Source organism: Micrococcus sp. EYE_212, assembly GCF_023147585.1.
GTDB lineage: Bacteria > Actinomycetota > Actinomycetes > Actinomycetales > Micrococcaceae > Micrococcus.
In genome coordinates, this window is the sequence record NZ_JAHXOZ010000014.1 from 29,891 (window position 1) to 48,169 (window position 18,279).

Annotated in this window: 14 protein-coding genes, 3 tRNA genes and 1 pseudogene; 13 read left to right on the plus strand and 5 right to left on the minus strand. The window is 72.1% G+C overall.

Annotation, left to right across the window (positions count from 1 at the left end; all coding sequences use genetic code 11):
• Positions 1 to 70: 70 nt before the first annotated feature.
• The 4 genes from KZX60_RS09585 to KZX60_RS09600 all read left to right on the plus strand — a co-directional run bounded on the left by KZX60_RS09585 (position 71) and on the right by KZX60_RS09600 (position 5,729).
• Positions 71 to 1,756 carry an ABC transporter substrate-binding protein gene (locus KZX60_RS09585; protein ID WP_248117870.1) on the plus strand — a complete coding sequence of 562 codons (1,686 nt, stop codon included), beginning with the start codon at positions 71 to 73 and terminating at the stop codon, positions 1,754 to 1,756.
• A 117-nt stretch (positions 1,757 to 1,873) separates the two neighbouring features.
• Entirely contained in the window at positions 1,874 to 2,878 is a 1,005-nt protein-coding gene (locus tag KZX60_RS09590) for an ABC transporter permease (protein WP_248117872.1), read from the plus strand.
• A gap of 89 nt (positions 2,879 to 2,967) precedes the next feature.
• Positions 2,968 to 3,924 (plus strand): ABC transporter permease, encoded by a 957-nt coding sequence (locus KZX60_RS09595; RefSeq protein WP_248117916.1) that lies wholly within the window; start codon positions 2,968 to 2,970, stop codon positions 3,922 to 3,924.
• 2 nt (positions 3,925 to 3,926) lie between these two features.
• A complete protein-coding gene (locus KZX60_RS09600) occupies positions 3,927 to 5,729 on the plus strand; it encodes an ABC transporter ATP-binding protein (RefSeq protein ID WP_248117875.1) in 1,803 nt (600 codons plus the stop codon).
• A 16-nt stretch (positions 5,730 to 5,745) separates the two neighbouring features.
• Here the strand turns inward: KZX60_RS09600 and KZX60_RS09605 are convergent, their stop codons facing one another.
• Together KZX60_RS09605 and pta are read right to left on the minus strand one after the other, a co-directional pair.
• The gene (locus tag KZX60_RS09605) at positions 5,746 to 6,999 is read right to left on the minus strand and encodes an acetate kinase (RefSeq protein ID WP_248117877.1); all 1,254 of its coding nucleotides are present in this window, start codon (positions 6,997 to 6,999) and stop codon (positions 5,746 to 5,748) included.
• A gap of 11 nt (positions 7,000 to 7,010) precedes the next feature.
• The gene (gene pta, locus KZX60_RS09610) at positions 7,011 to 9,077 is read right to left on the minus strand and encodes a phosphate acetyltransferase (protein WP_248117879.1); all 2,067 of its coding nucleotides are present in this window, start codon (positions 9,075 to 9,077) and stop codon (positions 7,011 to 7,013) included.
• 200 nt (positions 9,078 to 9,277) lie between these two features.
• Here pta and KZX60_RS09615 point away from each other — a divergent pair, with 200 nt between their 5' ends.
• The 5 genes from KZX60_RS09615 to KZX60_RS09635 all read left to right on the plus strand — a co-directional run bounded on the left by KZX60_RS09615 (position 9,278) and on the right by KZX60_RS09635 (position 13,721).
• Positions 9,278 to 10,636: an Nramp family divalent metal transporter gene (locus KZX60_RS09615; protein WP_248117881.1), complete on the plus strand. Its 1,359-nt coding sequence runs from the start codon at positions 9,278 to 9,280 to the stop codon at positions 10,634 to 10,636.
• A gap of 48 nt (positions 10,637 to 10,684) precedes the next feature.
• Positions 10,685 to 11,101 carry a thiamine-binding protein gene (locus KZX60_RS09620; RefSeq protein WP_248117883.1) on the plus strand — a complete coding sequence of 139 codons (417 nt, stop codon included), beginning with the start codon at positions 10,685 to 10,687 and terminating at the stop codon, positions 11,099 to 11,101.
• Positions 11,102 to 11,196: 95 nt separating this feature from the next.
• Positions 11,197 to 11,766, plus strand: a complete 570-nt coding sequence (locus tag KZX60_RS09625) for a GNAT family N-acetyltransferase (protein ID WP_248117885.1) — start codon at positions 11,197 to 11,199, stop codon at positions 11,764 to 11,766.
• Entirely contained in the window at positions 11,759 to 12,688 is a 930-nt protein-coding gene (locus KZX60_RS09630; RefSeq protein ID WP_248117887.1) for a fused MFS/spermidine synthase, read from the plus strand. The genes KZX60_RS09625 and KZX60_RS09630 overlap by 8 nt, the downstream gene beginning before the upstream one ends.
• 58 nt (positions 12,689 to 12,746) lie before the next feature.
• Entirely contained in the window at positions 12,747 to 13,721 is a 975-nt protein-coding gene (locus tag KZX60_RS09635; RefSeq protein ID WP_248117889.1) for a universal stress protein, read from the plus strand.
• A gap of 15 nt (positions 13,722 to 13,736) precedes the next feature.
• Here the strand turns inward: KZX60_RS09635 and KZX60_RS09640 are convergent, their stop codons facing one another.
• The gene (locus tag KZX60_RS09640) at positions 13,737 to 14,117 is read right to left on the minus strand and encodes a metallopeptidase family protein (RefSeq protein ID WP_248117892.1); all 381 of its coding nucleotides are present in this window, start codon (positions 14,115 to 14,117) and stop codon (positions 13,737 to 13,739) included.
• Between the two features lie 84 nt (positions 14,118 to 14,201).
• Here KZX60_RS09640 and KZX60_RS09645 point away from each other — a divergent pair.
• The 3 genes from KZX60_RS09645 (at position 14,202) to KZX60_RS09655 (ending at position 14,612) form a co-directional block, all read left to right on the plus strand.
• Positions 14,202 to 14,274 (plus strand) — tRNA-Glu (locus KZX60_RS09645).
• Positions 14,275 to 14,388: 114 nt separating this feature from the next.
• Positions 14,389 to 14,462: transfer RNA gene (locus tag KZX60_RS09650), tRNA-Asp, on the plus strand.
• 74 nt (positions 14,463 to 14,536) lie between these two features.
• Positions 14,537 to 14,612, plus strand: a tRNA-Phe gene (locus KZX60_RS09655).
• Positions 14,613 to 14,766: 154 nt separating this feature from the next.
• Here KZX60_RS09655 and KZX60_RS09660 read toward each other — a convergent pair.
• Positions 14,767 to 14,997, minus strand: a complete 231-nt coding sequence (locus KZX60_RS09660) for a hypothetical protein (protein ID WP_248117894.1) — start codon at positions 14,995 to 14,997, stop codon at positions 14,767 to 14,769.
• A 39-nt stretch (positions 14,998 to 15,036) separates the two neighbouring features.
• Positions 15,037 to 16,085 (minus strand): annotated as a pseudogene (locus KZX60_RS09665) (alcohol dehydrogenase catalytic domain-containing protein).
• Between the two features lie 224 nt (positions 16,086 to 16,309).
• On the opposite strand from KZX60_RS09665, the gene KZX60_RS09670 reads away from it, so the two are divergent.
• A complete protein-coding gene (locus KZX60_RS09670; RefSeq protein ID WP_248117897.1) occupies positions 16,310 to 18,223 on the plus strand; it encodes a BCCT family transporter in 1,914 nt (637 codons plus the stop codon).
• Positions 18,224 to 18,279 lie beyond the last annotated feature (56 nt).

Sequence of the window (18,279 nt, forward strand, 5' to 3'; positions counted from 1 at the left end):
TCAACACCTCCCCTGTGAGGTGCCTCACTCGCACGTGAGACCTTCCTCGAGCTCTCCCCAGGAGGACCCCATGGCTTCCCCCCTTCAGCGACGCTTCCTTTCCGCGGCCGCCCTCACCGCAGCAGGCGCCCTCCTGATCAGCGGATGCGCCCAGAGCCAGCGCTCGGACACCGGCGCGGACAGCTCCGCGGCCGGCTCCGACGCGCAGCAGGTGGACGGCTCGTTCATCTTCGCCGCCTCCTCGGACCCGAAGACCCTCGACCCGGCCTTCGCCTCGGACGGCGAGTCCTTCCGGGTGTCCCGGCAGATCTTCGAGGGCCTCGTGGGCACCAAGCCCGGCACGGCGGACCCGGCCCCCCTCCTGGCCGAGTCGTGGGAGTCGAGTGAGGACGGGCTGACCCACACGTTCCAGCTCAAGGACGGGGTGAAGTTCCACGACGGCACGGAGTTCAACGCCGAGGCCGTGTGCGCCAACTTCGACCGCTGGTACAACTTCGAGGGCATTCAGCAGGCCGAGACCGTCTCCTACTACTACGGCAAGCTGTTCCGCGGCTTCGCGGACTCCCCGGAGAAGGCCGTGTACAAGTCGTGCGACGCCACCGAGGACCTCAAGGCCACCGTCACCCTGGCCCAGCCCTTCGCCGGGTTCATCCCCTCCCTCTCGCTTCCCGCCTTCGGCATGCAGTCCCCCACGGCCATGGAGGAGTACAAGGCGGACGAGATCGGCGGCACCGCCGAATCCCCGGAGATGTCCGAGTACGCCCGCGAGCACCCCACGGGCACGGGCCCGTACAAGTTCGACTCGTGGAGCGTCGGCTCGGACATCAAGCTCTCCGCCTTCGAGGACTACTGGGGGGACAAGGGCGAGGTCACGGACGTGACCTTCCGCGTGATCGACGACCCGGTGGCCCGCCGCCAGGCCCTTGAGGCCGGGGACGTGGACGGCTACGACCTCGTGGCCCCCGCGGACACCAAGGCCCTCGCCGACGCCGGGTTCAACGTGATCCAGCGCGATCCGTTCACCATCCTCTACCTGGGCATGAACCAGGAGCAGGAGGAGCTCAAGGACGTGAAGGTCCGCCAGGCGATCGCCCACGCGATCGACAAGGACGCGCTCATCCAGCAGACCCTGCCGGAGGGCACCAAGGCCGCGACCCAGTTCATCCCGGACTCGGTCAACGGCTACAGCGACGACGTCACCACCTACGACTACGACCCGGAGAAGGCGAAGCAGCTGCTGACCGAGGCGGGCTACCCCGACGGCTTCACGATCGACTTCAACTACCCGACGGGCGTCTCCCGCCCCTACATGCCGACCCCGGAGCAGGCCTTCTCCAACATCTCCAACCAGCTCGCGGAGGTGGGCATCAAGGTCAACGCCAAGCCCGCCAAGTGGAGCCCGGACTACCTGAACCAGGTGCAGGGCACCGCCGACCACGGCATCCACCTGCTCGGCTGGACCGGCGATTACAACGACACCGACAACTTCGTGGGCGTGTTCTTCGGCCAGGAGAAGCCCGAGTTCGGCTTCGAGAACGAGGAGCTCTTCACCGCCCTCGAGAAGGCGCGCCAGATCCCCACGATCGAGGAGCAGACGCCCGAGTACGAGGAGATCAACCAGCAGATCTCCGAGTTCGTCCCGGCCGTCCCGCTGGCGCACCCGGCGCCGTCGCTCGCCTTCGACAAGCGCGTGGCCTCCTACCCGGCCAGCCCGGTCAACGACGAGGTCTTCAACCAGGTCGACCTCACGGAGTGAACCGGCGCCCCCGCGGCTGACCGGCCCCCTCGCTGACCCGACGGCGGCGGCGCACCCGCTGCGCCGCCGCCGTCCCCTGACCTGACGGGCCCACGGGCCTGGGATGAAGGACTCCCCGTGCTCAGACTCATCGGCAAGCGCCTGCTGCTGCTGATCCCCACCCTGCTCGGCCTCTCGATCCTGCTCTTCGCGTGGGTGCGCAGCCTCCCCGGCGGGCCGGCCACGGCCCTGCTCGGCGACCGGGCCACCCCCGAGGCGGTGGCCCGCGTGAACGCCGCGTACGGCTTCGACAAGCCGATCCTGGAGCAGTACCTCACCTACATGGGGCGGCTGGTCCGGGGTGACTTCGGCAACTCGCTCATGACCAACCGGCCCGTCCTGGAGGAGTTCGCCGAGCGCTTCCCCGCCACGATCGAGCTGTCCGTGTTCGCCATCCTCTTCGCGGTCGTGCTCGGCATCCCGCTGGGCTACTGGGCGGCCCGCAACGTGGGCCGGTGGCAGGACAACCTCGCCGTCGTGCTCTCCCTGCTGGGCGTGGTGGTGCCGGTGTTCTTCCTGGCCTTCCTGCTGAAGTGGGTCTTCGCCGTGCGGCTCGGCTGGCTCCCCACGGACGGCCGCCAGGACCCGCGGATCGACGCGACGCACTACACGAACCTCTACGTGTGGGACGGCATCAGCACGGGGGAGTGGGACGCCGCCCTGAATGCGCTGACGCACCTCGTGCTGCCCGGCATCGCCCTGGGCACCATCCCGCTGGCCATCATCGCCCGCATCACGCGGGCGGCCGTCCTGGACGTGCAGAACGCCGACTACGTGCGCACCGCGCGCGCCAAGGGCCTGGCCCCCGGGCTCATCCGGAACCGCTTCATCCTCCGCAACGCGATGCTCCCCGTGCTCACCACGCTGGGCCTGCAGCTGGGCCTGCTGATCTCGGGGGCGGTGCTCACCGAGACGGTGTTCGCCTTCAACGGCATCGGCCGGTTCCTGCGCGACGCGATCTTCAACCTCGACTTCCCGGTGCTGCAGGGCTTCATCATCCTCATCGCACTGTTGTATTCGCTCATCAACCTGGTCGTGGACGTCTCCTACGGCCTCATCGACCCGAGGGTGCGTGTCCAGTGACGGCGAACCTGCCCCCCGCCTCCGGCGGCCCCGCAGCGCGCGGCGCCGAGGACGAGCTGTACCCGGCCACGGACGGCGCGGTCACCCCGCTGGCCGTCGACACCCCCGGGGTCGAGGCCGTCGGCGTCGCCCCCGGCCGGACGCAGGCCACCACCGAGCCGGGCGGGGAGGCGCGCGGCACCTCCGTGTGGGGGGCCGCCTTCCAGCGGCTGCGCCGCAACCCCGCGGCCATCGCGGGCGCCGTGATCGTGGCGCTCTTCCTGCTCGTGGCGGTCCTCGCCCCGCTCCTGGCCCCGTACGGGGGCACGGAGACGCCGGGCATGCGGGAGATCCGCCCGACGAGCGTGCCCGGGCCCGGCGAGGTGGCCGGCTACCCGCTCGGCCTGGACCGCTTCGGCGGCGACGTGCTCTCCAAGCTGCTGTGGGGCGCCCAGGCGTCCCTGCTGATCGGCGTGGTCTCCACAGCGCTCGGCCTCGTGGGCGGCATGATCCTCGGCCTGCTCGCGGGAGGGTTCGGCGGCTGGGTGGACAGCGTGGTGATGCGCCTCGTGGACATCCTGCTCTCCGTGCCGCACCTGCTGCTGGCGGTGTCCATCGCGGCCATCCTGGGACAGACGCCCTCCGCCGTGATGATCGCGATCGGCGTGGCCCAGGTCCCCGTGTTCGCACGCCTGCTGCGCTCCTCGATGCTCTCGCAGAAGGGCTCGGACTACGTGCTGGCCGCGCAGACCCTCGGGCTCTCGCGGCGCACCATCACCATGTCCCACATCCTGCCCAACTCGCTGGGCCCCGTGATCGTGCAGGCCACCCTCACCCTGGCCACCGCCGTGATCGACGCCGCCGCCCTCTCCTTCCTGGGTCTCGGCGGCGGCCGGCCCGAGACCGCCGAGTGGGGCCGCATGCTCACCTACGCCCAGGCCGAGCTGGGCATCAACCCGTGGCTCGCCTTCCTGCCGGGCCTGTGCATCGCCGTCACCGCGCTCGGGTTCACCCTGCTGGGAGAGTCCCTGCGCGAGGCCCTCGACCCCACCTCCCGGAGGCGCTGACCATGGACCCCCAGCACGACGACGTCGCCCGCGGCTCCGGCTCCCACGTGGCCGGAGCGGAGGGCCCCGTCCCCGCGGCCTCGGCACCCTCTGCCGCGCCCGCGGCACCTTCGCCCGCGCCCGCCGTCGGCGGGCCGCTGCTCGAGATCCGCGGCCTGGACGTGGAGTTCTCCACGCAGCAGGGCACGGTGAAGGCCGTGGAGGGCGCCTCGTTCACCCTGCCCGCCGGCGGCACGCTGGCCATCGTGGGCGAGTCCGGCTCGGGCAAGTCCACCACCGCGATGGCGGCCATCGGCCTGCTGCCGCAGAACGGACGCGTGACCGGCGGCTCCATCCGCTTCGCGGGCCAGGAGCTGGTGGGCATGCCGGACGCGAAGATGCGCCGCATCCGGGGCCGCAGCATCGGCCTGGTGCCGCAGGACCCGATGTCCAACCTGAACCCGGTGACGCGCGTGGGGCAGCAGATCGGGGAGACCCTCCTGACCCACGGGCTGGCCACGCGCAAGGACGTGGAGGAGAAGGTCCTCGCGGTGATGGAGCGGGCGGGGATCCCGGACCCGCGCAAGCGGGCGAGGCAGTACCCCCACGAGCTCTCGGGCGGGCTGCGCCAGCGCGTGCTGATCGCGATCGGCCTGGCCTGCCGGCCGCAGCTGCTGATCGCGGACGAGCCCACCTCGGCCCTGGACGTGACCGTGCAGCAGGTGATCCTGGACCAGATCGACGAGATGACCCGGGAGCTGGGAAGCTCCGTCCTGCTCATCACGCACGACCTGGGGCTCGCCGCCGAGCGCGCCCAGCACCTCGTGGTCATGCACCGCGGCACGGTGGTGGAGCACGGGGACGCCCAGCGGATCCTCGAGGACCCCCAGCACGCCTACACGCGCTCGCTCGTGCAGGCGGCGCCGTCGGTGGCCGCCGCACGCCTCCTCCCCGAGTCCTACGCGGCCGCGCCGGCGCCCCTGGCCGAGGACGCCACCGGTGCCCTGACCACCGTGGCCCTGGACAAGTCCGCCCTCACCCCGCTGGTCGAGATCACCGACCTGACCAAGGTGTACGCGAGCCGTGGCCAGGACGACTTCTACGCCGCCAAGGAGGTCTCGCTCAAGATCCCGCGGGGCAAGACGGTCTCCATCGTGGGCGAGTCCGGCTCCGGCAAGACGACCACGGCACGCATGCTGCTCAAGCTCATCGAGCCGACGTCGGGATCCATCACCTTCGAGGGCAAGGACGTCCTGACCCTCAAGGGCGCCGACCTGAAGGACTTCCGTCAGCGGGTGCAGGCCGTCTTCCAGGACCCCTTCTCCTCCCTCAACCCCTCCTTCACGGTGGGGCGGATCATCGAGGAGCCGCTGCAGGCCTACCGCCGCGGCGGGGCGAGGCAGCGGCGGGCGCGCACCCTGGAGCTCATGGAGCAGGTGGCCCTGCCGGCGCACTTCCACCGGCGCTACCCCGCGGAGCTCTCGGGCGGTCAGCGTCAGCGGGTGGCGATCGCCCGCGCGCTCGCGCTGAACCCGGACCTGATCGTGTGCGACGAGCCGGTCTCCGCCCTCGACGTCCTCGTGCAGGCGCAGATCCTGGACCTGCTCAAGGACCTGCAGGCGGAGCTGGGGCTGAGCTACCTCTTCATCTCCCACGACCTCGCGGTGGTGCGGCTCATCTCGGACTACGTGTGCGTGATGAAGGACGGCGAGCTGGTCGAGGCCGCCTCCTCCGAGGAGGTCTTCACCAACGCGCGCCATCCGTACACGCGGAGGCTGCTGGCCTCGATCCCCGGCAACGAGCTGCAGATCGGCGACGTCGCCTGACCTGCCGCGCTCCGGGTCAGTCCTGCAGCGGCCAGGCCTGCTCGCGCTCCACCACGGTGTGGGCCAGCTGGGCGATCGCCATCTCCTCGTCCGTGGGGACCACGAGCACGGGGATCGCGGAGGCGTCGGCGGAGATCACCCGGGGGTCGTCGCCGCGCTCCATGTTCCGCGCGGGGTCGTACGTCACGCCGAGCGGCTCGAGGCGGTCCAGCACGCGGGCGCGGAACGGCGCCGAGTTCTCCCCGATGCCGGCCGTGAACACGATCGCCTTCGCCCCGCCCACGGCCACGTGGTAGGCGCCGATGTACTTGGCCAGGCGGTAGGACGCGATCTTCAGAGCCTGCCGGGACGCGCGGTGGCCCGCCTCCGCGGCCTCGAGCACCTGGCGCATGTCCGCGTTGCCGGAGAGCCCCAGCAGGCCGGACTCCTTGTTGAGGAGGGTGTCCACCTGCTCGGCCGTGTAGCCGTGGGTGGTGATCAGATGGGTGATGATCGAGGGGTCGACGTCGCCCGAGCGGGTGCCCATCACGAGCCCGGCCAGCGGCGTGTAGCCCATGGACGTGTCGATCGAGCGGCCGTGCCGGATCGCCGTCGCCGACGCGCCGTTGCCCAGGTGCAGGATGACGCCGTCGAACGCCCGGCGCTCCATGCCCAGGTGCCGCGCCGCGAGCCCCGTGACCAGGTCGTGCGAGGTGCCGTGGAAGCCGTACCGGCGGATGCCGTGCTCCGTGTAGAGCTCGTCCGGGAGGGCGTACTGCCAGGCCTCCCGCGGCATCGACTGGTGGAACGAGGTGTCGAACACCACCACCTGCGGCAGGTCCGGCCAGCGCTGGGCGACGGCGCGCAGCCCCTGCGCCGCGGCCGGGTTGTGCAGCGGAGCCAGGGGAGCCAGGCGCTCGATCGCGCGGATGACCTCGTTGGTCACGAGGGCCGGCGCGTGGAAGCGCTCCCCGCCGTGCACCACGCGGTGCCCGGCCGCGGCCAGGCGGCGGTCCCCGATCACCGCGGCGATCTCCTCCTCCACCTGGGCGAGGGCGGCCGCGTGGTCCGCGACGCCCGAGCCCGGCACGCCGATGCGCTCGACGAGGCCCTTCGTCACCACGGGATCGGGGGCGTCCTCGCCGTCGAGGGTGAGCTCGCGCACCTGGTACTTCAGGGACGAGGAGCCCGAGTTCACCACGAGCACCAGGAGGGTCTCCTCGGGCAGCTCGCGGGCGGAGACGGTGGGGATCGCGGTGGTGACGGGAGCGGAGCTCATCGCGTCGGTCATGGGGATTCCTTTCAGCCCTGCGCCTGGATGGCGGTGATGGCCACCGTGTTGACGATGTCCTCCACCGTGGTGCCGCGGGAGAGGTCGTTCACGGGCTTGTTCAGGCCCTGCAGCACCGGCCCGACGGCGACCGCGCCCGAGGACTGCTGCACCGCCTTGTACGTGTTGTTGCCGGTGTTCAGGTCCGGGAACACGAACACCGTGGCCTGGCCGGCCACCTCGGAGCCCGGCATCTTGGACGCGGCCACGGAGGCGTTCACGGCGGCGTCGTACTGCAGCGGGCCCTCCACCTTCAGCTCGGGTGCGCGCTCGCGGACCAGCGCGGTGGCCGTCCGCACCTTGTCCACGGCCTCGCCGGAGCCGGAGGCGCCCGTGGAGTAGGAGAGCATCGCGACGCGCGGGTCCACGCCGAACTGGGCCGCCGTCGCCGCCGAGGCCACGGCGATGTCCGCGAGCTGCTCGGCGTTCGGCTCGGGGTTCACGGCGCAGTCGCCGTACACGAGCGCGCGGTCCGGCAGGAGCATGAAGAACACGGAGGACACGATGGACACGCCCGGCTTGGTCTTCACGAACTCGAGCGCGGGGCGGATGGTGTTGGCCGTGGTGTGCGCGGCGCCGGAGACCATGCCGTCCACGTCGCCGAGGTGGACCATCATCGTGCCGAAGTACGCGCCCTCCTGCATGACCTCGCGGGCCCGCTCCACGTCCACGCCCTTGTGGGCGCGCAGCCGCGCGTACTCCTCGGCGTAGCGCTCCAGGTCGGGGGACTCGGCGGGGTCCACGAGCTCGATGCCCGTGAGGTCGATGCCCTCGCGGGAGGCGAGCTCCCTCACCGCGGCGGAGGGGCCGAGGACCACGAGGTCGCACACGTCGCGGCGGTGCAGGATCTCGGCGGCCCGCAGCACGCGGGCGTCCTCGCCCTCGGGGAGGACGATCCGCTGCCGGTCGGCGCGGGCGCGCGAGATCAGCTCGTGCAGGAAGCGCAGGGGCGTCACCGTGGAGGAGCGGGGGAGGTCGAAGCGCTGCAGCAGCTCGTCGCCGTCCACCCTCTGGTGCCAGGCGCCGAGCGCCGCGGCGGTCTTGCGGGGCTGCGCGCTGGAGAGCTCGCCGCGCACGCGGGAGACCTTGGCCGCGGCGGTGAACGTGTCGTCGTGGGTGGCGAGCACGGGGAAGGAGGCGTCCAGGTAGAGGCGCTGCAGCTGGCGGTTCGGCAGGATCCCGTTTGTGAGGATCATGCCCGAGGGCGTGGGGAAGTCCGGGGTGAGCGAGGAGGCCACGGTGGCCAGGATCGCGTCGGAGCGGTCCCCCGAGACGATCACGAGGGCGCCCTCCTCGAGGATCTCAAGGAAGTTGCCGCCCTCCATGGAGACGGCCTTGACCTCGGCGACGTCGCGGTCCAGGGTCTGCGCGCCGGCCACCTGCTCCAGCCCGAGCAGGTCCGCCACCTCCGCCACGGAGGGGTGCGTGAGCTCGGGGAGCTCCGGGATCACGTAGACCGGCCACGCGTGGCGGCCCGGGCGCACCGCGGCACGGATCTGCTCGGCGAGGCCCGCGCCGGCCCGGTTGACGATGACGGCCAGCAGGTCGACGCCGGACTCGTCCAGGGAGCGGCGGGCCAGGTCCACGGCGTCCGCGGCCTGGGCCGGGGTCAGGCCCGCGCCCGAGGCCACCGCGATCACGGGGGTGCCCAGGTTCCGGGCCAGGTGGGCGTTCAGGTCGAGGTCCACGGACGGGTCCGCGCTGATCAGGTCGGTCCCCTCCACCACCACGACGGCGTCCTGCGACATCGCGTCGAAGTGCTCGACGCAGCGCTCCTGCACCTCGTCGCCGCGGCCCTCGGCCATGAGCGTGCGCGCCTCGGCCGCCGTGAGGCCGCCGCGGGCCTGCTCGGGGCCCAGGCCGAACTGCTCCCGCATCAGCAGCACCATCGGGTCGGTCTCGACGTCGTTCCCCGGGACGATGGGCCGGTAGTAGCCCACGGCGCCGGAGCGCTTGTAGAGGGAGTCGGCGAGGCCGAGGCTGACGAGCGACTTGCCCGCGCCCGTCGAGGTGGTGGAGACGAAGATTCCCTGCGGCATGGGGCCCTTTCGCGTGGCGGTTCGCGTGCGTGCAAGCGGTCCCCTCCACCGTACCGATGCGTCCCGTCCACGGCGCGGTCTGGGCGGCGGCGGGCGGGGGCCTCCGCGCTATAGTGAGCGCACTCACACTGCACCGAAGCCCGTGCACCCGGGGCGGCCGTCGCCGTCGCCTCCCGCGCGCCGACCCCCGATGAGGCACCATGTCCCACACCACCGCCGCCGCCGGGCACGCCCCGGATCCCCGCCATCCCGTGCACAACCCGGCGGTGGTCGGCTTCACGGAGGCCGAGCTCAACGAGACGCCGATCCGCCCCAAGTGGAACTCCCTCGGCCCGGGCATCGTGGCCGCCGCGACGGGCGTGGGCGCCGCCGACCTCGTGGCCACCCTGACCGCCGGCTCGCGCTACGGCTACATGCTGCTGTGGGCCGTGGTCCTCGGCGTGATCTTCAAGATCGTGCTCGTGGAGGGCGTGGGCCGCTACTACCTCTCCACCGGCAAGACGATCTTCCAGGGCTGGCGCTCGCTCGGCTCGTGGACGTCCTGGTACTTCGGCCTGTACATCCTCATCTGGGGCTTCGTCTACGGCGCGACGGCGATGTCCTCCACCGCGCTGCCGCTCGCCGCGCTCTTCCCGGGCGTGGACAGCAAGGTCTTCGCGATCGGGGCGGGGCTCGTGGGCCTGGGCCTCGTGTGGCTGAACAAGTACCGCCTCATCGAGACGATCATGACCGTGCTGATCGGCATCATGTTCGTCACCGTGCTGCTCTCCGCCGCCCTGACCGCCCCGAACCTCGGCGAGATCCTCTCCGGCCTCGTGCCGCGCCTGCCCGGCAACGACCCGGACGCCATGTTCTACGTGCTCGGCCTGGCCGGCGGCGTGGGCGGCACCATCACCCTCGGCGCGTACGGCTACTGGCTGCGCGAGAAGGGCTGGAACGTCCCCAGGTACATGCGGGTCATGAAGTTCGACAACGCCACCTCCTACATCCTCACCGGCATCTTCGTGATCGCCACGATGATCATGGGCGTCGAGCTGCTGCACTCGGCCGGCCTGGCCATCTCCAAGGGCGACGCGGGCCTGCTCGACGTGGGCAACGTCCTGGCCGAGCGCTACGGCGAGACGTACTCGGTGGTGTTCCTCGTGGGCTTCTTCGCGGCGTCCTTCTCCTCGCTCCTGGGCGTGTGGCACGGCGTGTCGCTGATGTTCGCGGACTTCTGGACCAACTTCCGCCGCCCCGCGGCCGAGATCGACCAGGACGACGCGCCGTCGCTCGCCTCGAAGCCCGGCCGCTTCTTCCTGCTGTGGCTGACCATCCTGCCCATGTCCCTGCTGTTCCTGGACCGCCCGATCTTCCTGATCCTGCTCTACGGCACGCTCGGCGCCCTCTTCATGCCCTTCCTGGCCATCACGCTGCTGTTCCTCAACAACGCGCGTCACGTGCCCCCGCAGTTCCGCAACGGGTGGCTGCGCAACGCGCTGCTCGGCCTGACGGCGCTGGTGTTCGTGGCGATCGGCGTCAACGAGCTGGTCAAGGCGCTGCAGCCGCTGTTCGGCTGACCCGGCGGGCCGGTGCCCGAGAGGGCGACGGCACGGCACACTGGTGCCATGATCGTCGCCTTCTCCGTCGCCCCCTCCGGCCAGCCCGCCGACGCCGCCCACGTCCCCGGTGAGGGGGACACCGCCTCCGTGCACCGCGCCGTCGCGGCCGCCGTCGCCGTGGTGCGGGCCTCCGGGCTGCCGCACCGCACCTCCTCGATGTTCACCGAGGTCGAGGGGGAGTGGGACGAGGTCATGGCCGTGGTGAAGGCCGCGGTCGAGGCGGTCGAGCCGTACGGCTCCCGCGTCTCGCTGGTGCTCAAGGCGGACATCCGCCCGGGCCACGTCGGCGAGCTGGACGGCAAGCTCGAGCGCCTCGAGGCCGCCCTCGCCGAGCAGGGCGGGCCGCGAGCTGCGGCCGCGGGCGACCTCGGGCTCGGCACCGCGGCCTCGGCCCGCGCCACCGCGGACGACGACGGCCGCTGACCCCCGGTTCCATGGACGAGACGGGCGTTCCCCCCCCTCCCCCCACCGCTCTCGTGGACGAAGCGGGAACCGACGACCCCGAGAGGAGGCCCGCCGTGGCCGCCGTGATCCGCCCCGCCCGCCCCGAGGACGTCGAGGCGCTCCTGCGCGTCAAGGCGCGGTCCTGGCGCGAGGCGTACGGCTCGCTCCTGGCCGCCGAGGTGTTCGACCGCGTGGACGCGCGCGTGCCCGAGGACGTCCCCGCCTGGGCCGCGCTCATCGGATCCGACAAGGACCTGTGGGTCGCCGAGGCCGACGGCGGCCGGCTCGTGGGCGTCGCCCTCGCCGGGCCGTCGCGCATCGAGCGTCCGGCGTGCGGGGAACCGGAGGCCTCGCACGCCTCCGACGCCTCGCACGCCTCCGACGACGGCCCCGCGAGCCCGAGCATGCCTGGACGGGAGCTCATGGTCCTCTACATCCTCGCCGAGACGTACGGCACCGGTGTGGGCGCGCGCCTGATGCGCGCCGCTGCCGGTGACGGCCCGGCCGTCCTGCGCGTCCTGGCGGAGAACCCCCGCGCGATCGCGTTCTACCGCAAGCACGGCTTCGTGGAGGACGGCGCCCCCCAGCCCATGGAGGGCGCGTGGGCCGGGCTGCACGAGCAGCTGATGGTGCGCCGTGGCTAGGCGAGGGCAGGCGCCGCGACGCCGCGGACCCGCCACGGCCGCCGTCGACGCCGACATCGTCCCGGGCGTCCACGCGATCTCCTCGGGGACGGCCGAGATCGTCGAGGACCCCTTCACGCCGGGTGCGTTCACCCTGCTCGTCAACGGGGTGGAGTCCTCGCCGCTGGACCCCGAGCATCCGGAGCGGATGGGCTTCGAGTACATGCGCTGGGCGGCCGCGGCCGTCGAGGCGCACTGGCCCGATCCCGTCCCGCTGCGCGCCCTGCACCTCGGCGGCGCCGGCTGCGCGCTCGCCCGCTGGGTGGACCACGCCTTCCCCGGCTCGCACCAGACCGCGGTGGAGATCGACGCCGGCCTCGCCGCCCTCGCCCGCGAGCACTTCGGCCTGCCGCGTGCCCCCGCGCTGAAGATCCGCGTGGCCGACGCCGCCGACGTCCTCGCCGAGGCCCACCCGGCCTCCCGCGACCTCCTCATCCGCGACGTCTTCGCCCCGGACCCGGACGACCCCACGGGCGCCCGCCACGTCACGCCGCCGAATCTCACCGGCGCCGCGTCCGCGGAGTCCGCCGCGCGCGTGCTCGCCCCGGGCGGGCTGTACGTGCTCAACGTGGGCGGAGGCCCGGACCTGGCCGCCGTGCGCGCAGAGGTGGCCGCCGTCGTCGGGGCCTTCGACCACCTCGAGGTGATCGCGGACCCGCCCATGCTCAAGGGACGCCGGCGCGGCAACGTGATCGTGGCGGCCTCGGACGCCCCGATCGCCCGCCCCGCCGCGGCCGCCCATGCCGGCGCCGACCCCCGGGACGGCCTCGCCCGGGACCTCCGGATGGACGCCTTCCCAGCGCGCCTCGCCGAGGATCCGCGGGCCTTCACCGCCGGGCTCCCCGCCGGCCGGACCCCGCTCCGGGCGACCCCCGAGGACTAGACTGGTGGCATCGAACCGGCCCCGTCCGGGGGTCGGGGAGCGACTCCAGGAGGTTCGCATGCCCACCGCATCCCAGCACACCGATCCCGGCACGGGTGCCGCCCCGCTCGGCGTCCTGGTGGGCGTGGACGGCTCGGAGCAGTCCGTCTCCGCCGCCCGCTGGGCCCAGCGCGAGGCGTCCCTGCGCGGCGAGCCCCTGACCCTCGTCACGGCCTACACCATGCCCACCTTCTGGGGGTACGGGGCGGAGGCGGGTGCGGCCTACCCCGACGACGACCGCCTGCGCGAGGGCGTCGAAGCCCTCCTGCGGGACGTGGCGGGCCAGCTGGACGCCGACGGCGTGCAGCCCACCCTGCGGGTCGAGGTCGGGGACGCCGCCGGGGTGCTGGTGGACCTCTCGGAGCAGGCGTCCCTGCTCGTCTCGGGCAGCCGCGGCCGCGGGGGCTTCCTCGGCCGCCTGCTGGGCTCCGTGTCCTCGGCGCTGCCGGGCCACGCGCACTGCCCCGTGGCCATCATCCCCGCCGGGGTGGAGGCCTCCCGCGCCGCGGCGGGGGTGCCCGTCGTCGTGGGCGTGGACGGCTCCGAGCAGGGCCGCGCCGCCGCCCTCGTGGCTGCCGAGGAGGCCCGCCTGCGCGGCGCGCCCCTGAACCTCGTGGTCGCCGTGCCGCCCGTGAGCGCCAACGCCGCGTGGCTCGCCGTGAGCCTGGACGAGGAGGCACGGGCCAAGGACATGCAGGAGCTCGTGGACGCCGGCGCCCGCTGGCTCTCCTCCGAGTACCCGGGCCTCGAGGTCACGGGCGAGCTCGTGGACGGCAGCCCCGTGGACGTCATGGTGGAGCAGACCGGCACGGCGCGCCTGACGGTGCTCGGCACGCGCGGTCTCGGCGGGTTCGCCGGCTCCCTCCTCGGCTCCACGAGCCAGGGCGTGGCCCACCACGCGCGCGGACCGGTCATGGTGGTCCCGTTCCGGGAGGACGTCCGGCTGAGCCGCCGCGCGGACCACGGCCCGGTGCGGGAGCAGCCGCAGGCCTGAGCCGCCGGTCCCCGCTCAGCCCCAGCCGAGCTCGTGGAGCCGCTCCTCGCTGATCCCGAAGAAGTGCCCCACCTCGTGGAGCACCGTCACGGTGATCTGCTCCTCGAGCTCGGCGCGGTCCCGGCAGTGCCGCATGAGGGGGCCGCGGAACACCACGATCCGGTCCGGCATCTGCCACGGCACCTCAGCCCGCTCCCCGAGGGGCACGCCCTCGTAGAGGCCGAAGAGCTCGGTGTCCGGGTCCTCCCAGTGCTGGGGCTCGTACTCCTCCTCCACCACCACGACGACGTTGGTCAGCAGGCGCGCCAGCTCGTCCGGGACACGGGTGAGCGCGGCGGACACGGCGGCGTCGAACTCGTCCTCGGACATCCAGTCAGCGGGGTCCTGCTCGGTCACGGAGGCTCCTGGGAGGAATTTGCCGGGCGGTGTGGGGCCACTCTAGACTTCGTGGGTCCACCTCGGGAATCTCGACCCGGACCTGCCCCCATCGTCTAGTGGCCTAGGACACCGCCCTTTCACGGCGGCGACACGGGTTCGAATCCCGTTGGGGGTACGCAGGATCGGCCACGCGGCGTGTGCTCAGGCTCACGCTCCACCCGATTTGCGCGGCGACGCGAGGCTCTGATAGAGTTTCAACTCGTTGCAGAGAAGGAAAGCAGCACAGCAAGGCCCTGTAGCGCAGTTGGTTAGCGCGCCGCCCTGTCACGGCGGAGGTCGCGAGTTCAAGTCTCGTCAGGGTCGCTCGGATCATCCGATCACCGGTATTCGGCAACGGAGTCCGGTGACACATGGTCCAGGCGGTGGAACCCCCGCCGGGCTCTGTAGCTCAGTTGGTAGAGCGTACGACTGAAAATCGTAAGGTCACCGGATCGACGCCGGTCGGAGCCACCACGTGGAGAAGGCCCCCCGCAGCAGCGGGGGGCCTTCTGCGTCGAGCAGACCGCCATCCAGGCGTTCGCCCATCAGCACCACGCCGGCATCCGAGAGGGCCGAGGCATGACGGAGGCCCCCGCCGTGGCGGGGGCCTCCACCGGCTGAACGGGCCTCAGGAGAGGTCCTCGGCCTCCTCGGCCGGGTCCAGGACGTGCATCGCCTCGGACTCGGCGCCGCGGAGGTCGTCCGGCGTGCGGCCGTCCAGGGGCCAGTCCTGCGGGTCGTCCGAGCTGCCCGGGGCCGGCTGACCGTCGCGGCCGTCCAGCGGGTCGGGGTCGCCGGCGGCGTTGGGATCGGCCAGGAGGTCGGCCTCCAGCTCGATCTCGTTCGGATCCGTGGTCATGGTGCTCTCCTTCTCTCGGGGGTCTGAGGGCGGTGCCCGTCACGGGGCGGTGACGATGACCTTGAGCGCCTTCTCGTCCGCCGCGTGGGCGAACGTCTCATAGGCCTCGTCCCACTGGTCGAACGTGAAGCGGTGGGTCACGAACTCCTCCGGCTTGATGGAGCCGTCCTGGATGCGGCCCAGCAGCTCGGGGGCCGTGGTGGCGTTCACGAGGCCCGTGGTGATGGTGATGTTGTTGATCCACTCGCGGTCGATGGGGAACTCCACCGGCTTGCCGTGCACGCCGAGGTTGGCCACGTGGCCGCCCGGGCGGATCGCGTCGAGGCACGCGGAGAACGTCGCGGGGATGCCCACGGCCTCCATGGCCACGTCCACGCCGAGACCGTCCGCGGTGAGCTCCTTGACCTTCGCCGTGGTGTCCTCCCCGGGGGTGAAGGTGTGCGTGGCGCCGAACTTCCGCGCGGACTCGAGGCGGAACTCGTTGCCGTCCACGGCGATGACCGTCGAGGCGCCCTTCGCGGCCGCCGTCATGATGGCGGACAGGCCGACGGGGCCGGCGCCCACCACGAGCACGCTGTCGCCCTCGGCCACCTGGCCGGCCAGCACGCCGATCTCGTAGCCGGTGGGCAGGATGTCCGAGAGCATGACGCCCTCCTCGGCGGTGACGCCCTCGGGCAGCGGGATGAGGCCGTTGTCTGCGAACGGGACGCGGACCAGCTCGGCCTGCGTGCCGTCGATCAGGTGACCGAAGACCCAGCCGATGCCGCCCATGGCCTGGCAGTGGGAGGTCAGGCCCTCGCGGCAGTACGAGCAGTCCATGCACGTGGAGACGCAGGAGATGATGACGCGGTCGCCGACCTTGACGTCCTTCACCTCCGCGCCCGCCTCGGTCACGACGCCGACGCCCTCGTGGCCGAGGATGCGTCCGTCCGTGACGGCGGGGACGTCGCCCTTGAGGATGTGCAGTCGGTGCCGCAGATGGTGGTGGTCTCCACCTTCACGACGGCGTCCGTCGGGTCGATGATCGTGGCGTCCGGGACCTCTTCCCACACGCGCTTGCCGGGACCGTGGTAGACGATGGCCTTCATGGGCTGACCTCCTGTGAGGGGATCCCCGGTCCCGGTGCGGAGCCGGATCGAGGGGGCCCGGGTGCTCCGGGACTCCCTCCCCTCCAGCGTAGGGTCGGCGCCCGCTCGAGCCCAGGGGCGAGGCCCGCCGTCGTGTGTGCGCCGTCACGAGCTGCCGTGAGAGCGGGCACGATCCTCCGTCCCTCTCCGCGCCCAGCCGCCGGCTCCCCCGTAGGGTGGACGGCATGATCGACGACACTCCGCCCGCGACCAGGGGCACGCCGCCGGGCGTGTCCGCCCCCACCGCCTCCCGATCCGACGACCCCGTTCCCACCACCGCCGCCGACGCCTCCACCAGCGCGGGGCGCGCCCTCGTGCCGGGTGTCTTCTGGCCCACCGCTGTCATCGTCCTGGGATTCGTGCTCGCCACGCTGTTCTTCCCGGACCAGATGACCACCGCCATCTCGGCCGTCCAGGGCGCCATCATCACGAACTTCTCGTGGTGGTACGCCGCCGTCGCGCTGTTCTTCGTCCTCTTCTGCGTCTACCTCGCGTTCTCCCGCAAGGGCGCCATCACGATGGGCAAGCCGGACGAGAAGCCCGAGTTCTCCACCCTGTCCTGGTTCTCCCTGCTCTTCGCCGCCGGCATGGGCATCGGCCTCGTGTTCTACGGCATGACCGAGCCGCTCATGCACTTCGTCTCGCCGCGTCCGGACATCGCGGCGACCAACCCCACCCAGGGCCAGGCCTCGCAGAACGCCCTGGCGACCACGTTCCTGCACTGGGGCCTGCAGCCCTGGGCGATCTACGCCGTCGTGGGCGTGGCCGTGGGCCTTGCCATCCACCGCCGCGGCCGTCCCCTCTCCCTGCGCTGGGCCTTCGAGTCGATCCTCGGCGAGAAGCGCACCCGCGGCGGATGGGGCCACCTCATCGACACCCTGGCCCTCGTGGGCACCGTGTTCGGCGTCGCCACCTCGCTCGGCCTCGGTGTGACCCAGATGGCCGCCGGGCTGCGTGCCCTCGGGTTCGTCCCTGAGGACAGCGCGTGGCTCGAGTACGTGATGATCGCCCTCGTGACCTGCGTCGTCCTCTACACGGTGGTCTCGGGAGTGGAGCGCGGCATGAAGTGGCTCTCCAACTTCAACCTCATCCTCGCCGCGGGTCTGCTCCTCTTCCTGCTGATCGTGGGACCCACCTCCTTCCTCTTCAAGGAGATGGTGCAGTCCACCGGCGCGTACCTGCAGAACTACTTCGCCAACTCCCTCAACGTCTCCGCGTTCTTCGGCGCGGAGGGCGATGCGTGGCAGGCCGGCTGGACGGCCTACTACTGGGGCTGGTGGATGTCCTGGACCCCCTTCGTCGGCATCTTCATCGCCCGCATCTCCCGCGGGCGCACCGTGCGTGAGTTCATCGCCGGCGTGATGCTCGTGCCCACCCTGATCTCGATCCTGTGGTTCGGCATCCTCGGCGGCACCGCCATCTACATGGAGACCGTCCGCCCCGCGGGCTACGAGTCCGTGGTCGGCGCCGACGGCTCGATCGATGCGAACACCGCCCTGTTCCAGGTCGTGGAGCAGCTGCCGGCCGGCAGCGTCATGATGGTCGGCTTCATCCTCCTCTCGGCCGTGTTCTTCGTGACCTCCTCGGACTCCGGCTCGCTCGTGATGGGCATGCTCGCCACGGGCGGCGACGTGAACCCCAAGGTGATGATCCGGATCTTCTTCGCGATCGCCACCGCGTTCATGGCGGCCGCGCTGCTCATGGCCGGCGGCCTGAGCGCCATCCAGACGCTCGCCATCACGATCGGCCTGCCGTTCAGCATCATGATGCTCGTGATGTGCCTGTCCACGTTCCGCATCCTCAGCTACTCCGTGGCCCGCGTGGAGGCTGTGCGCCGCGCGGCCATGCTGGCCTCCATCAAGGACCGTCTCGGCCTCGAGACGGACGATCCGGACGTCGTCGACGGCGGCCCCGTGGCCGCCTCGCAGTGGTGGGCCTCGCTGAGCCGCGACCGCCAGCACAGGATCGCGCAGGTGGCCTCGCCGGGTGCGGACCACGAGATCCGACTCGCCGACGGCACGCCGGCCGGCAGCACGCCGGTGGCGCCGTCGCGGGGACCCTCGGCGGACGCCCCCGGCGGCTCGACCGCCGCGGGCTGACCCCGCGGCAGACCCGACCCCGCACGCAGACGAGCCCTGCGTCGTCGCCCTCATCC

What these genes read in the sequence shown, in the direction of transcription:
- KZX60_RS09605 (WP_248117877.1), bottom strand. Translation starts at nt 6,999, where the DNA reads ATGACCGACGCGATGAGCTCCGCTCCCGTCACCACCGCGATCCCCACC.
- pta (WP_248117879.1), bottom strand. Translation starts at nt 9,077, where the DNA reads ATGCCGCAGGGAATCTTCGTCTCCACCACCTCGACGGGCGCGGGCAAG.
- KZX60_RS09585 (WP_248117870.1), top strand. Translation starts at nt 71, where the DNA reads ATGGCTTCCCCCCTTCAGCGACGCTTCCTTTCCGCGGCCGCCCTCACC.
- KZX60_RS09620 (WP_248117883.1), top strand. Translation starts at nt 10,685, where the DNA reads ATGATCGTCGCCTTCTCCGTCGCCCCCTCCGGCCAGCCCGCCGACGCC.
- KZX60_RS09670 (WP_248117897.1), top strand. Translation starts at nt 16,310, where the DNA reads ATGATCGACGACACTCCGCCCGCGACCAGGGGCACGCCGCCGGGCGTG.
- KZX60_RS09600 (WP_248117875.1), top strand. Translation starts at nt 3,927, where the DNA reads ATGGACCCCCAGCACGACGACGTCGCCCGCGGCTCCGGCTCCCACGTG.
- KZX60_RS09635 (WP_248117889.1), top strand. Translation starts at nt 12,747, where the DNA reads ATGCCCACCGCATCCCAGCACACCGATCCCGGCACGGGTGCCGCCCCG.
- KZX60_RS09660 (WP_248117894.1), bottom strand. Translation starts at nt 14,997, where the DNA reads ATGACCACGGATCCGAACGAGATCGAGCTGGAGGCCGACCTCCTGGCC.
- KZX60_RS09615 (WP_248117881.1), top strand. Translation starts at nt 9,278, where the DNA reads ATGTCCCACACCACCGCCGCCGCCGGGCACGCCCCGGATCCCCGCCAT.